The 14,769-nt window shown below is 58.2% G+C and carries 11 protein-coding genes and 1 pseudogene; 7 read left to right on the forward strand and 5 right to left on the reverse strand.

Going from position 1 to position 14,769, the window contains the following annotated elements:
• The first annotated feature begins 68 nt into the window (after positions 1 to 68).
• Positions 69 to 3,041, forward strand: coding sequence for a diguanylate cyclase domain-containing protein (locus ACTG3T_RS09900; protein ID WP_439102105.1), 2,973 nt, complete (start codon positions 69 to 71; stop codon positions 3,039 to 3,041).
• Here the strand turns inward: ACTG3T_RS09900 and dinG are convergent.
• Both dinG and ACTG3T_RS09910 read right to left on the reverse strand, forming a co-directional pair.
• A complete protein-coding gene (gene dinG, locus ACTG3T_RS09905; RefSeq protein ID WP_439102106.1) occupies positions 3,012 to 5,132 on the reverse strand; it encodes an ATP-dependent DNA helicase DinG in 2,121 nt (706 codons plus the stop codon). The genes ACTG3T_RS09900 and dinG overlap by 30 nt on opposite strands.
• Positions 5,129 to 6,271: a 1-acyl-sn-glycerol-3-phosphate acyltransferase gene (locus ACTG3T_RS09910; protein ID WP_439102107.1), complete on the reverse strand. Its 1,143-nt coding sequence runs from the start codon at positions 6,269 to 6,271 to the stop codon at positions 5,129 to 5,131. Before ACTG3T_RS09910 ends, dinG begins: the two co-directional genes overlap by 4 nt.
• Before the next feature lie 135 nt (positions 6,272 to 6,406).
• Here ACTG3T_RS09910 and ACTG3T_RS09915 point away from each other — a divergent pair, with 135 nt between their 5' ends.
• A complete protein-coding gene (locus ACTG3T_RS09915) occupies positions 6,407 to 6,631 on the forward strand; it encodes a hypothetical protein (RefSeq protein ID WP_439102108.1) in 225 nt (74 codons plus the stop codon).
• Positions 6,632 to 6,649: 18 nt separating this feature from the next.
• Here the strand turns inward: ACTG3T_RS09915 and ACTG3T_RS09920 are convergent, their stop codons facing one another.
• Positions 6,650 to 7,453 carry a tyrosine-protein phosphatase gene (locus tag ACTG3T_RS09920; protein WP_439102109.1) on the reverse strand — a complete coding sequence of 268 codons (804 nt, stop codon included), beginning with the start codon at positions 7,451 to 7,453 and terminating at the stop codon, positions 6,650 to 6,652.
• A gap of 147 nt (positions 7,454 to 7,600) precedes the next feature.
• Here ACTG3T_RS09920 and rpsT point away from each other — a divergent pair, with 147 nt between their 5' ends.
• The gene (gene rpsT, locus ACTG3T_RS09925; RefSeq protein ID WP_439102110.1) at positions 7,601 to 7,867 is read left to right on the forward strand and encodes a 30S ribosomal protein S20; all 267 of its coding nucleotides are present in this window, start codon (positions 7,601 to 7,603) and stop codon (positions 7,865 to 7,867) included.
• Between the two features lie 155 nt (positions 7,868 to 8,022).
• Here rpsT and ACTG3T_RS09930 read toward each other — a convergent pair whose 3' ends face one another.
• Positions 8,023 to 8,562: a YSC84-related protein gene (locus ACTG3T_RS09930; protein WP_439102111.1), complete on the reverse strand. Its 540-nt coding sequence runs from the start codon at positions 8,560 to 8,562 to the stop codon at positions 8,023 to 8,025.
• Between the two features lie 121 nt (positions 8,563 to 8,683).
• Positions 8,684 to 9,916: a ferritin-like domain-containing protein gene (locus tag ACTG3T_RS09935; protein WP_439102112.1), complete on the reverse strand. Its 1,233-nt coding sequence runs from the start codon at positions 9,914 to 9,916 to the stop codon at positions 8,684 to 8,686.
• Between the two features lie 112 nt (positions 9,917 to 10,028).
• On the opposite strand from ACTG3T_RS09935, the gene ACTG3T_RS09940 reads away from it, so the two are divergent.
• The 4 genes and pseudogenes from ACTG3T_RS09940 to ACTG3T_RS09955 all read left to right on the forward strand — a co-directional run.
• Complete coding sequence (locus ACTG3T_RS09940; protein ID WP_439102113.1) at positions 10,029 to 11,039, forward strand: AraC family transcriptional regulator; 1,011 nt, start codon at positions 10,029 to 10,031, stop codon at positions 11,037 to 11,039.
• Positions 11,036 to 12,100 carry a patatin-like phospholipase family protein gene (locus ACTG3T_RS09945; RefSeq protein WP_439102114.1) on the forward strand — a complete coding sequence of 355 codons (1,065 nt, stop codon included), beginning with the start codon at positions 11,036 to 11,038 and terminating at the stop codon, positions 12,098 to 12,100. The genes ACTG3T_RS09940 and ACTG3T_RS09945 overlap by 4 nt, the downstream gene beginning before the upstream one ends.
• Before the next feature lie 640 nt (positions 12,101 to 12,740).
• Positions 12,741 to 14,060: an MFS transporter gene (locus ACTG3T_RS09950; protein ID WP_439102115.1), complete on the forward strand. Its 1,320-nt coding sequence runs from the start codon at positions 12,741 to 12,743 to the stop codon at positions 14,058 to 14,060.
• A gap of 149 nt (positions 14,061 to 14,209) precedes the next feature.
• Positions 14,210 to 14,769: pseudogene (locus ACTG3T_RS09955) on the forward strand (3-oxoacyl-ACP synthase III); the annotation flags it as partial.

Genomic DNA, 14,769 nt, shown 5'->3' on the forward strand with positions numbered 1-14,769 from the left:
CGGGTACTCTTCGCCGCCGAAAAATAACTTTGGAACCGACCGTGCCAGCAGAGGCAACCCAACGCCAGATGTCGTTTACACACGGACACTCTCTCTCGACCACTCGGCTGGTAGCAGTAATATACTTCTACCTGCTTGTTGGTCCCCTGACTGCGAACGCGCTCAACGCTGAAAGACTGCCCAGCCAATATCTCATTGACCGCTACGGTCGCGACTCGGGCCTGCCCTCGGACCGGGTCTGGGTAAGCGAAGAAGGGCCCCGGGGCTACCTGTGGATAGGTACCCAAGGGGGCCTTGCCCGCTTCGATGGCGCTGACTTCAAAACCTTTAACCAGAAAACCCATAGCGCTTTTAAAGCCAGCGATATTCGCGCCCTTGAATGGACTCCCGATGGCGATTTGTGGATCGGCACCTATGGAGGCGGTGCCTTGTTCATGCGCGGTCGCGATTTCCAGTCCTTTACAAAAGATCAGGGTCTCATCAGCAACGTTGTCTACGATATCCATCGGGCGGTAGACGGGTCCATCTGGTTTGCCACCGATCTCGGTCTTAGCCAACTCAACGGCGACGAATTCAAACCATGGACGGTGGATGATGGCCTGGCATCAAATCGCATTTTTGATATCGCCGAAGACGATAAGGGTAACCTGTGGTTCAGCAGTCTCACCAATGGCATCAATTATTTTGACGGTGCAAATATTCGCCATGTAGGGATTGAGGAAGGTCTTGACTCCCTGCAAGTTCACATGCTCCGGTGGGACAAGGAGCTGGGTATCATTGCCGGCACGGATACCGGTGCTATCTATCAGTTGTCCACTTCTGCCCCGCCATCACTATTACCTTCAGCCCCCCCCAGGGCGATACAAGCGTCATTGCGTGACCGAGACGGCAATCGCTGGCTTGGCAGCTACGGAGACGGTATTTGGAGACTCAGTCCTGACGGCCGGGAAACACAGTTCCCTCTGGATTCAGAGACGTCCGCCGGGCACGTTTTTGATCTAGTGGAAGATGCTCGGGGCAGTCTGTGGGTCGCGACGGGGCATGGTTTGTACCGTATTAAAGATACTGTTTTTCTGGCCCTGGGTAGCGCAGAGGGGCTCGCTGATTCCACCTTTGTAGTCACTGCTGAGCGCGACGACACGGTGTGGATCGGTACCGAACCCGATGGCCTCTTCCGCGTAGAAACAGACGGGACTGTCTCTCAGCCCTATTCCGAACTGGTCGATCAAAGCATATCTTCACTGCTGGTCGGCGAAGACGCCAGCTTATGGGTTGGAACCTTCGGCGAGGGCCTTTTCCACATCAACAATAATAAGGTCAGGCGCTACAGCTCAGAAGATGGCTTGTTGGGCGACCACATTTTTGCCCTGCAGGAACTGCGTGACGGCAGTGTTTGGATTGCCACGAATCGAGGTCTGAACAGCTGGAATGGGGACGAGTCGGCTATCGGCATCCCCGTCCCGGAACTCGGCGACACGGTCGTACGACATATTCTTGAGGCCCGTAGCGGACAGGTGTGGTTGAGCAGTAATTCGGGACTGTTTGGCTATTCTCAGGAAGGCCTGGAGCATTGGACGCAAGACCAGGGACTGTCCAGCAACGTGGTTCGCACCACCCATGAAGATGACCGAGGGGTGCTGTGGATTACTACGGGCGCCGGCACTCTGGCTCGTCTCGATAAGGGAAGCCTCTTCAGCTATGACCGTTCCCACGGGCTGCCGCAGTCCGCGGGATACGCCATCCTCGAAGACCGCGCTCGTAATCTCTGGATCTCCACCACCCAGGGCCTGCTCCGTGTGACCCGGGACAGCCTCGATGCCGTGGCTCGCGGCGAGCGAAATGCCCTGGACACCCGCGTCTTCGAAGAAAACGACGGCCTGCGCTCCACGCAGTTTACCGGCGGCTTTCAACCGGCAGGCTGGGTTACGCGGGATAACCGGCTGTGGTTTACAAGCACCAAGGGCGCCACGACATTTTCACCGCAAAAGCTCACTACGGACAGCGCCCCCCTGCGCACCTATATTGACGCCATCAGGGTAGACGGCAAATCCGTAGTTATCGCAGATACTGTTGCCATCCCGGCGAACTTTCAAAGTCTGGAAATTGATTACAGCAGTCCCGAACTGAGCAAGGCGCATTCTGTCCGCTTTCGTTATAGCACCGTGTCCAACAATGAGTTCTGGACCGATGCAGGGAACCGGCGCACAGCCTATTTATCGTCATTACCTGCAGGCGAGACCGCATTTCGCGTGCAGGCGAGCTTTGACGGTGAGCTGTTTCCAACCACGCCGGACGGACTTACGTCGCTGACGATTTACCGAACACCACACTGGTATGAAACAACCTGGTCCGTGCTCCTGGGTGTCGCGGTGATTACCCTGCTGGTTGGACTGCTGCAACGGTACCAGTCCCGCAGTACGAGGCGGCGGGAGCAAAAGCTGCGTCAGCTGGTGGATTTGCGTACCGGGGAGCTTCGGGATGCCCTCGTGCGCGTCGAAGCGAACTCCCGCATCGACAGCCTCACCGGCGTCGCCAACAGGCGGCATCTGGAGGAGCATCTCAGCGCTACCTGGAGCCTGTCCCGTCGCGCCGGGACGCCCGTAAGCATACTCATGCTCGACATCGACCTGTTCAAGCAATACAACGACAGTCTGGGCCACGCTGCGGGTGATAAGTGCCTGAAAACCATTGCTCAGGCCATTAAAGGAAAGCTCCTTCGAGAATATGACATGCTCGCCCGCTACGGGGGTGAAGAGTTCGTGGTGGTGCTGTACGACACCGATGCGGCAGGCGCTATGCGCACAGCACAGCGCATACTGGAGTGCGTAAGAGTGCTCGCTATCAAGCACCCCGCGAGTGAGGTGGGGGAGTACGTCACTATCAGTGTGGGCTGCGCCACCATGGGTGATAACGAGCGAGAGGATCCACACCGACTTATAGGTCTGGCAGACAAGGCGCTATACGAGGCAAAAGCTGACGGCCGCAACCGTGCCCGCAATGCCAGGCAAGAGTCAGCCGATACAGCGCTGGAACGGCGGTAGGGAATCAAGGATCGCTCGTCCGTAGCGACGGGTGATCACCCTGCGGTCCATGAGCGTCACCCGCCCGGCATCAGTCTCTGTGCGCAGTAGGCGACCGCTTGCCTGCACCAGCTTAAGCGCCGCATCCGGCACGCTGATTTCCATAAAGGCATTGCGCCCCTGCGCTTCCAGCCATTCAGCCAGCGCCGCGTCGACGGGATTATCGGGTACCGCAAAGGGTAGTTTGGCAATAACAACATGCTGGCAATAGCCACCGGGCAGATCCACGCCCTCGGCAAAGCTTGCGAGCCCGAATATCGCCGCTCCCCTTGCATCATCGATGGTCTCGCGATGACGCCGGAGAATTTCCTGCTTGCTGTAATCATCCTGCCGAAGAATTCGGCTTCGCCATTCTCCGGGGACCCCATCGAACACATCGTTCATTTGCCGGCGGGACGAGAACAACACCAAACTGCCCTCCCGGGCATCCAGCAGGTCCGGTAACAGCTCGATAAGTTCCTGGGTGTGCGCCGCCGCATCACCGGGCTCACTGCGCATGGCGGGGATATGGAGCGTAGCCTTGCTATAGTCAAAGGGGCTCGCTACGATTTTGTAACGGCCGTCATCAGGTACGCCCGAGCGAGCCCGAAAGCGATCAAAACTCCCCAGCGCCGTCATGGTAGCGGAGGTCAGTATCACGCCCGCCGCACGCTCCCAAAGCTGCTCCCGGAGAATATCCGCCGCCAGGATATGACTGCAGTGAAGATCAATAGCCAGCTCCTCGTCATCGGCGCGGCGTTTCAGCCAGCGCGCTCGCGGCGGCGACTCCTCCGCAGCGTCGGCAGCAAAGTCCTTAAACAGTGATAACACCCCTTCGGCCCGAACCAGCATGCCACCGGCGGCCATCTGCCAGGCCTCCAGCTCATCGCGTACCGAGGCGAAGGATTCGTCTTCCAGAGCGTCGTCGATACCGGCCTCTAGGGTAATGAGGCGACCGTTGAGCCGTGCCCACTGACTTGCCAGTGATGCCATTGCCTGCTGAAGATCGTCGGGTACGACGCCTCCTTCAAAACGAAGCTGTTCCTCAAAATCCCCAGCACCGGCCATGATAACGGCGGCCTTCTCGGCAATCTGCTGCACCCGCAGCTGCAGATCATCAAAGAGTGCCGGCAGAGGCTCCAGCACCGCGTTCAAGCCCGGGAGCGTAGACAGCAGAGGCGCACCTTTAGCCAGCGCCTTGCGGCTGTCGCCGAGCCACGAGACCGTCGATGGCAGCCGGCAAAAGGAAGCGAAGTGATTCAGCGCTTTATCGGGGAGATGGTGGCCCTCGTCAAAAATGTAAATAGTGTCTTCCGGCGGGGTGAGTATGGCGCCGCCTCCCAATGCCAGATCCGACAGCACAAGATCATGATTGGTCACCACCACGTCGGCTTCCTGAAGACCGTCCCGCGCCCGGTAAAAACTGCAGTTACGAATATTGGGGCAGCGTCGCCCGCTGCACTGCCCCTGATCGGCAGTCACCGGAAACCAGTCCGCATCGTTGATGGGCGCTGACCAGTTATCCCGGTCGCCATCCCAGTCACCACGGGCCAGAGCATCCAGCATCAGACCGTAGCTCTCCAGGGCATCCCGGGCAAGGGCGGGAGACACCTCATCGGGATACAAACCCATGGTCTGCCCGCCCCCAGACTCCCGGGCCATGAGACGGTCTAGCTGACTCAGGCAGAGGTAGCGCCGCCGGCCCTTGGCCAACTGAAAACTAAAATCCAGCCCGCTGCCTTTCTTGATATCGGGAAGGTCTTTGTGGACCAGCTGCTCCTGAAGGGCAACGGTAGCCGTGGCGATCACCAGCCGTTTATTCAGAGCCCGGGCCATCACCAGCGCGGGAATGACATAGGCGATGGTTTTACCCGTGCCCGTGCCTGCCTCAATAACCGCGATGGGCGACCCTCCATCGGCCGCCTCTAGCGAGGGTATTAGACGCGCCAGGGTATTAGCGACCTCCGCAATCATCTGCCGCTGCCCCCAGCGGGGCGTCAGCCCCCGGGCGTCGGTAATAGCGGTATAGGCCTGGCGGATCGCATCCTTATCCGAGGGCGAGAGAGCGCTCACGAGGGCTTGTTCAGCTCCAACAGGCTGCGCAGGGCATTGGCATAGCTGGCCAGCGCGAAGGGCCGTTCGTCCTCACTCATGGCCTCAACGCGTTCATCAAAGATCTTTTTGCTGCAACTGCCTTCGGCAATCTCAAGCCCGGGATCGGCAGCGCCCTCCAGCGCCTGATAGGCCCAGAGATTCACGGGACGCAGCCGGTAGCCCTGGATAATCTGGGCGTCTATAGCGGTGGCCACCTCAGCGGGGGATTCAAAGTCACTCCCCAGGGGCGTGCCGAAATGCACATGCACGCGCCCCTTGTTACCGGCGATGCCCTGCCCGATGGACGCCACATCCTCCTGTTCTGACTTTTGATAGTCGCCGGCACTCTGACGCTGACTCAGCTCCCGGGCCTTCATTGCGTCGCAGGGATCCAGCTCATAGCTAATCGCTACGGGCACAATCCGCAGAGACGCAACGTGGTCGCCAAAGCTTTCCTTTTGCTTGTCCCGGCTCAGGGACAGCATTTTGATGATGGCGGCCTCCGTGCGGTCTCGACCATCCTTGGCACGACCCTCACGCTGGGCTATCCAAATGGGAACGTTGTCTTCCTGCACCGAGCTGCGGATGTACCGGGCAAGAAGCTTCGAGTTCGCCAGCAGCTCCCGGGGACCACTCACCGATCGCTGCACAATAAAACTTTTGTTCAAGCGCATGAGATCGGCAACCCATTGCTCCTTGAGGAGATTGTCGCCGATAGCAATACGCAGGGTCTGATGTCCCGCGCGATGGAGCGCATAGTTGGTTAGAGCCGGATCCATGGCGATGTCGCGGTGGTTGCTGATAAACAAATGCGCGCGTTCGGGGTCCAGATGCTCAAGGCCGGACACGGTCAGTCCTGCTGTCGTATCTTCGATCATGCGTTCAACGTAAACTTTCACGCGCATCTGCAGCTCATGAACGCCATCGACATCGGCAAACTGGCGGCGAAGGTAAAAACGCGCAAAGGGCCTCAGAAGGGGCGCGAATGACAATATCCAACTCCCAAAGCGCAGGCGCAGCATCGCCTTGAGAAAATCTTCAGATCCCAGTAAACGGTCTATCGCTGGCCGAACTTCCCCGTCGTTGTAGGGTCTGATAGCCGCAAATGGATCTGACACGGTAAGCTCCCGAAAAAAGGCGCCTCACCTTAACCAAAAAGCCTCTGGCCGTCATCCAGCGAATGCGCGCAAACGCTGACGAACGCGGGTGCTTCTGCTACTCTTGCGCGCGATTTTGAACTGGGGTGAAAAACCATGGAAGCAACAAGCGCAACACTCATGACCTTTGGTCTGGCCACCTTGCTGGTGAGCTGGATCTTAATGCTCATCGCCGCGTGGAAGGATGACTACGCCTGGGGCATCTTCGCCGTCCTTCTCCCGCCTCTGGCCTACGTTTACGGCCTCTTCCGTCTGGAAAAGGCGGGGCAAAGCCTGCTGGTCGCCTTTGTGGGCCTGGTGATGGTCTGGGCGGCATTTTAAGCCCACCACCGCAAACGATCAGTGGCCGATAACAAAACGTCGGCGCAGCTCCCGACGCTCCTGATCCGCCAGACCCAGACCCTCTCTTAAATAGGTCTCGCTGTCGCCATAGACTTGGCTCATTGCCTGCAGGGCGCTGTGTAGATACTCCAGCTGCGCCTCCATCATGGGGCGTAAATCCGTATCGCTCAGATGCGCCACAGGGTATTTTTTACGTACCCTCGGCGTTTGCTCCTCGGGCAGGTAGTAGAGCCGTGATAGCAGATAATCCCCTTCGATGTCCTGTGGCGCCACGCCCAGCGCCATCTGCAGCACTGCGACGGCGAATCCCGTGCGGTCCTTACCGGCAGAACAGTGAAAAAGCACGCGCTCCGCGTTCCCCGCGAGAAGCCTCGCAAACACCTCTTTATAAGTATCGGTCTGCGAGACCACGAACTCGCGGTTGATCTCACACATGAAGTCAAACATTGCCTGGGCGCCGCCGAGCTGCGTGGAGTCCGCATAAATGGCGCTGCCCTGGCTTCCGGGCGTGATATCAGCGCCGACCATAGCCACACTCTCGGGGAGCCAGGAAGGCTCCAACTCACGCTCGTCGGCGCGACGAAGATCCACGACCATATCCAGATTCAGGGCAGCGATACGCTCGCGATCGCTATCCGTCAGATAAGCAAGATGCCCGGAGCGAAAAACCCTCCCCCAGGCCATTATCCCATCGCTGCAGTAATAGCCACCGGCGTCACGAAAGTTTGGAGAGCCTTCCAGACCCAGATGACGCCGGGCATCTTCCTCGGCTGCGCTGTTCAGCACCTGCTGGTCTTGCATGCTTTTCATCCTCTTTTGATGTCATCTTTTTCCACGGACAGTATTTTATGTCGAGAGGACAGGCTATTGACAGAAGACTCGCCAGTCGGCAGAATCCGCCCTCCAAAAATTTCCATTCATCAGTTTGATTATTTAGAGGAGTCCTCAGTGGCTAACTCCGTCCAAGCACGCAAGCGCGCCCGTCAGTCTGAAAAGCGTCGCGCCCACAACGCCAGCCTTCGTTCACTGGTTCGCACCAACATCAAAAACGTTTTGGCTGCGGTAAAAACCGGTGATGCCGAGCACGCCCGTGCAGCGTACTCCAAAGCTGTGCCGGTCATAGATCGTATGGCCGACAAAGGCATCATCCACAAAAACAAAGCGGCGCGACACAAGAGCCGCCTGAACGCACAGGTCAAGGCACTGGCTGCCTGAAACTGCGTTCTGACATTGCGTAGCTCAAGCAAAGGCGTCAACGCAGTGTTTGGGTAGGTAAATGTTGGGCAGTTAAGCAAAGAACAACAAAAAAGGCCGACTAAACAGTCGGCCTTTTTTGTGTCTGGCTGTCTTACCGGCCACAGTCTCTGGCATCAGTCCGGAAGATCAACGGAGAACTTTTGGCCACCCACCGAGGCCTCATACATCAGTCCACCCTTGGCGCGGGTAAAAATAGCGACACCGTTGGAATAATTCGCATCCGCAGAAGCGCCCACGGTCACCGCAACGGCCGAAGCCTGGGCACCCAACTCGTAATTGCCGGCTTTAAAGTGCTCAAGAGCCGCCGCGTTCTCGAAAAACAGGAACTCGCTGTAAGCCTGCCCACCCCACTGAAAACCAATAGTCAGCTGCGTCAGGGTAACAATCGCCGTGGGCTCTCCACCTTCGAAGAGCAGCCCCTTACCCCGGGCACCGCCAATGCCAAAACCGGCTTTGCCCACCGTCGGAATGACCACATAGGCAGCCGCCGAGTCAAAGAAAGCCTGCATACTGGGATCATCGGAGAGCAGTTGCGCCTTAGTTTCCTCCGCGCCCTTGGTGAGCTTACCCACCTCTCTTGGGTCCCACGCGAGGCTAGAGGCACTGATAACAAGGGCGATACACGCCGCAAACACTTTTTTGCTGAGACTCATTTTCCTAATCCTGTTTATTGTTGATCGTTACCGCGCATCACCACGCAGCCCACGACAATATACGCTGCCACCGCAAAATAAAAAGCCGGCTTTCGCCGGCTTCAGGTCGCACTGTCTGCGCTTAGCAACAACCACCGGCCTGGGGATTATCCCCGGCCTCGGCTACCTGCTGCGCCGGCTGTTCGGCGTTAGCCTGCTCTTCAAATTTTTCATGAAAGGCCGCCAGCATGCTCTGCTCGTGGGACTGGGCTTCTTCGGTGTCCAGCGGACGCTCCAAAGCGCTCCAGTTAATGTCGCCATCGGTGGCGAGATTCTCAAACTCCAGAATACCCAGCTCTTCGAACCTGGGGCGGATCTTATCCGTGAGCAGGCCGATACGGCTGAGATTGGGAATCACACGCTGAAACAGCAAATTGCGGAAAGTCGACATTACAAAACCATCCAGCACCTTTTTCCGTGCCTCCTCCACATCCCAGCCGAAGTGACGGAATACATCCGTCGCTACCAGACGTTCGCGACTGATCACGCAGGCTTCGTAGGCAAACTGGGCCCGCTCTTCGATCTCTTCCTGAGTGAGCGTCTTCACGTGTTCTTCAAGATAATTGACACCAAAGGTCACATGACGGGCCTCATCGCGGGTCACCAGATACACCACATCCTTGAGTACCGGATCGGGCGTTGTCTCTCGTGTGGTGTTGAAGGCCGACAGCGCCAGTCCCTCAATCACAATCTGCATGCCAATAAACTTGAGGTCCCAGCGCGGGTCCACGAGAATCTTGTCAATGATGCTCTTGAGGTGCGTGTTGATGGGATACATAACGCCAATGCGCTTCTGCAGGTATTTGTTAAACACCTCAACGTGCCGTGCCTCGTCAAAGGTCTGAGAGCCCGCATACAATTTTGCGCTAAGCGTCGGGGCACAGGAACATAACTGGGATGCCACCAACAGCGCACCCTGCTCGCCGTGCAAAAACTGCGACAGGCTCCAGGCATTCATGTGCAGCCAGAACTCGTCCTTGGTTTTTTCATCCATGGCCAGGTAAGGCTCATAGTCGTGGAGGTTCATAAGCTCGGGAGAGCGCACCTCCTCAGGCCAGGGGCGATCCCAGTCGATGTCCATCTCCGGATCCCAGTTGAGCTGCTTCCCCAGGTCGTAGAGCTTCTTGATGCGGTCATCCTGCACCGTGTAATCCCAGTTGTAGGAGCCGGTGAGCGGTGTCTGAAAAATCTCCGCAATATGATCGACCTGCTCGTTCGTCAGCAAATCCTCAAGATCAGGATTTTCCCTAGGGTAATCAGCGCCAGCAAATTGCTGGATCTTACGCGGTGCCTGCTCTTCCCACTTTACATTCATGTGATTGACTCTCTGGCTTGGGTAGATACTGAGTAGTAAATATGTGCCAGAACCTTCGGCCTAACAAGGTAGCTTCTTGTCAAAATAGGGTCATTTGTGGCCAAATCATCGTATGAGTAGCAGCACACCCGCACCCTACGTACTTATTCTCATCGATCTCGCCGTCGAAGCCGGCGTGGCGCGAGACGACCTCTTACAAGGCAGCGCTCTGGCGGGCACGGATTTAAGCACGATCGGGGCACGGGTCAGCGATGAGGACTTCCGCGTTCTTGTGGAAAACACGCTGAGCCTGACCCGGGACCCCAGCCTTGGGCTTCGCCTGGGACGGCGGCTCAATCTGAGTGCCCATGCAGTGCTAGGGCAGGCCTTTATGACCTGCCGAAATCTCGAAGAAGTGATTCACCTGTTCGAGAGCTATTATCAGGTACTTGCCCCGGAACTGACCCTCGAGTTTCGGCGGACGCCTGAACATCTGACCATTCTGGCGCCGAACGCCGAGGCCTACTTGCCCATCACTTTTGGCCTGGAGTGCATCACCGCCGCCATCCGCAACACCCTTACAGGCCTCTTGGGAGATGAGCAGTTTCCCCTGCGCTTTGAATTCCCTTATTCCGCCCCGGCTCACGCAGCGGTGTATACCGAGATGTTGGGCGACGACGTGCACTTTGACTGCGAGACAGCGGTCTGGAGTTTCCCCCTGAAACTCCTGGACACACCCCTGCCCAGCTCCAACCCAGCCCTTCGCCAGCTTTACGAAGCAGAATGCGCGCGGCTGCTGGCTGATCTCAGCGACAGCGCCGCCATCGGCGAGCAGACCCGAAGCCTGCTGCGCAAACTGGAGGGGCAATACCCCAGGATGCCGCAGGTTGCCACCATGCTGAACATGAGCGCCCGCACCTACCGTCGCCGACTTACGGAAGAGGGTGTGAATTTTCAGGAGCTGCTCGACGAAGTGCGCGCGGAGCACGCCAGCTGCCATCTGCGGGAGAACCGACTATCCATCGCCAGCATTGCCTACCAACTGGGCTTTAATGACCCCTCCAATTTCCGCCGTGCCTATCGGCGCTGGACCGGCATCACCCCCGGTGCGGTGCGTAGGAAAACCCATGAGGTACAGCCGTGAGCGATCGCCCCCTTGGCATTTATCTGGGACGTGAGGCGGCAAGGCGCATCGCCAGGCACGGCTGGTCCGGTAGAGAAATCACCCTGCTCCTCGGTGCCTCCGGCGGGCCTAAATGGCTCATCCTCGCGGCCCTTGATCGTGTGCTGTTCGGAGATTTCCTGATGGAGAACCGAGAGGCTCCGCTGCAGGCCGTGGGATCCTCCATCGGCTCCTGGCGCCATGCATGCCTGGCGCAGGCTGCTCCCGTGGATGCTCTGGACCGTTTTGAGGACATTTACGTCAACTGGGATTACAGTAAACGACCGGATACACAGGAAATCAGCGCTGCGAGCCTGTCCATGCTGGAGCACATTTTTGGTGATTCCGGCGCCGATGCCGTCATCGATCACCGCCTGCTCCACAGCTATATCGTGACCGCCCGGGGAAGGGGGCTGAACTCGGCTCGACATCCTGCGGCACTGGGTCTGGGCATGGGCAGCGCGGCCATGGGCAACGCGATCCATCGGGGACTGCTCGCGCTGCACTTCCAGCGCATCCTGTTCACAAGCTTGAATGCGCCCCCCTTAAACCTGAACGATTTTGGCGTCACGTCAGCTCGCCTGCGACCCGACACCGTAACTCAGGCGCTCCACGCCAGCGGCTCCATTCCCTTTTTACTGGCCGGCGAGCGGGACATCCCCAACGCCCCATCGGGGCACTATTGGGACGGTGGCATCATCGATTACCACTTTGATCTTGCGGATTTCGAGGCGCAACCGCTGATCCTCTACCCCCATTTTCGCAAGGATCTCACCATAGGCTGGTTTGACAAGTTCCTACCCTGGCGGCGGCAACGGACTCCCAGCGCAGAGAACGTGATCCTCCTATGCCCCAGCGACGACTTCATCGCCTCCCTCCCGAACGGTAAAATTCCGGATCGCAGCGACTTTACTCGTATGCCACCGGAAGGACGTATACGCTACTGGCGTACCTGTCTTGAACGCAGTCGAGAACTGGCCGAAGATTTTAGGCGCCAGCTTGACAGTCCCGACCCTTTGGCCGACACCCGACTTCTGGTATAGCGGCAGACATCACCGCCACGCCCCCCCTCATTGACTTGGCTGCTTCATCCGAGTAGTAATTAATTCGCATGGAAAAAGCTCTGATAAAAGCTATATTTCACTTTAAGTAATCGTTAAAACCTCTTGCAAGCATTTGCAAAAGAGCTTTGACTGGCCTACGGAGCGTCTCAGCTGCCGGCGCATGCGGCCTGGGACAATATATATGCTTGACTATCTGCAACAACGAAATCAGCTCAACCGGAACTCCTCTGAAGATCGCAGGAGCAACGAACGGCGCAGAACCGAACGTAGAGGAGACGATCGGCGGCAGCGGGAAAATCGCGACGCCAGCGGCCAGGCTCTGTACACAGGAATCGAGCGCCGACGAGCGGACCGACGCGAAGTGTACCGACGATCCAAGGAGAGACGATGCTTCGAACGGCGGTCCGAGGAGCGCCGGCGGGATCCCTCTCGAATCCAACGCTTTCCCTCAGAGCATGGATTTCTAACGCGCGAAGAACGGGAATTTCTTGACTCCGTCGCACGCCTGGTTGACGACGACTGACGCCTGCTCGACTCTGTACAACACTCTGTACAACCCCGGACGATCAAAACACCCTACCATTGCGCTAACACTCCGCGGCTGAGACAAGACTAGACCATGGCGGCACTACTTACTTTGACATCGCTCCTGCTGTCAGTCGCTTTATTGTTGATCGGCCACGGCATGCAGCTCACTTTGCTGCCTTTGCGTGCAGCGATCCTTGGGCACAGTGATCTTCAGATTGCTCTGGGGGGCTCGGCCTACTTTTTGGGGTTTATTGCCGGGTGTCTGCTGGTGCCGAGACTCATTGCCCGCGCCGGACACATCAGAAGTTTTGCGGTGCTGGCCAGCGCCATGACCAGCGTGCTCCTCGTGCTCGGACTCAACGAGTCCTGGGTAACGTGGGCAGCGCTGCGCTTTGGTATAGGCTTTTTTATCTGCGGCCTGTACAGCGTGATCGAGAGCTGGCTCAACGATCAGGCGACGGAAGACAATCGCGGTCAGGTGCTGTCGGTGTACACCTTCCTGGTATTGGTTTCCATGGCCCTGGGGCAGCAACTGGTCAATGCCTCGCCGGTCGCCAGCGCCACGCCGTTTATGGTGCTGGCTGCGATCGTCGCGCTGTCTACGATTCCCGTTGGCATGACGCGAAAACTGGCTCCCGCACCTATTGAGTCCACGCGCACCCGCATACGCCTGCTGCTGTCCCGTTCGCCTCTGGCCGTGACGGGAGCACTGCTCTCCGGCGCGGTAACCGGCGCTTTCTGGACCCTGGGCGCGGTCTTCGCCCGGCGAAGTCTCGAAAACCTAGCGGATGTAACCCTGTTTATGTCGGCAGCGATTCTCGGCGGGGCACTGTTTCAGTACCCTTTCGGCTGGCTCTCTGATCGCGTTGGGCGCCAGGACACCATGCTGCTGCTGGTGGTTCTTGCCGCAGGCACCAGCGCGAGCGTGGCGATGGCGCCCTCAACACCGCTGCTGCTAGCCGCGATCTTTTTCTTTGGCGCCACCACCATGCCCATCTACTCCATGGCGCTGGCTACCGCGGCGGACAATTCCCTGCGCCATGAGTTCGTGGAAGTGGGGACCTCGGTTTTACTCCTCAATGCCCTGGGAGCCGTGCTCGCGCCCCTGGCTCTGGGGCAGCTCATGACCATGGGTGAGCCCAGCTGGCTCTTTTGGGGGTGTTCGGGTCTCAGCATTTTCGCAGCATTAATTGTACTGGCGCAGCGCGGGCGCAAAGCCAAAGTGGACGATGTGGTGCCCTTCTCGGCGGCTGCATCCGACATGGCACCCACGAGTTTTGATATGGATCCCCGGGCACCGGAGGATGTTGAGGGCGATTTGGCGCCAGCCGAGGAGCTGCCCTCTGTCTCGGACAGTGAAGATGAGGATGAGCAAGCGGGAGACGAGGGCCGGGATACGCCCGGATACTAAGGTCCACCAGAGTCGTCAACAGGCGCTCTTGATCAGCGCTTTCGGGGGGGGGTTCCCATGATCGCGAATCCCGGGTCCACGTATTACCTTCACTTGCTGTTGCCTGTCCGGACTGCGATCATGATCTGCTACCTATCTTGAGATTCCCAATGTCCGGAAACGCCAAATTTACGCTCGATGACACAGCAATCGTGTCGGTCACTGCACACCACGCGCCGGAGGTGATTACCTCGGCGTCCCTCGATGAACGCATCATGCATACCTACGAGCGGCTGGGCACACAACCGGGACTTCTCGAAAGCCTCGCGGGTATTTCAGAGCGACGCTGGTGGCCCAAAGGCCATACTTTCACTGAAGCTGCCGCTGAGGCGGGACGCAAGGCCATGGCTGCCGCCGGTATCAAGCCCGAGCAGGTCGGGCTACTCATCGACACCTCTGTGAGTCGGGACCGGCTGGAGCCGTCGTCGGCCGTCACCGTCCACCATCTTCTCGACCTGCCCTCGTCCTGTCTTAACTTCGATATGGCCAACGCCTGCCTCGGCTTTATGAACGCCATGCAGGTGGCGGGCATGATGCTCGACAGTCACCAGATCGACTTTGCGCTTATCGTCGATGGTGAGGGCTCGCGACAGCCCCAGGAAAAAACCCTGGAGCGTCTCGCCTCGGACGAAGCAACGGTGGCAGATCTGTTTGGAGATTTTGCGACGCT

The organism is Congregibacter sp. (assembly GCF_965660375.1).
GTDB lineage: Bacteria > Pseudomonadota > Gammaproteobacteria > Pseudomonadales > Halieaceae > Congregibacter.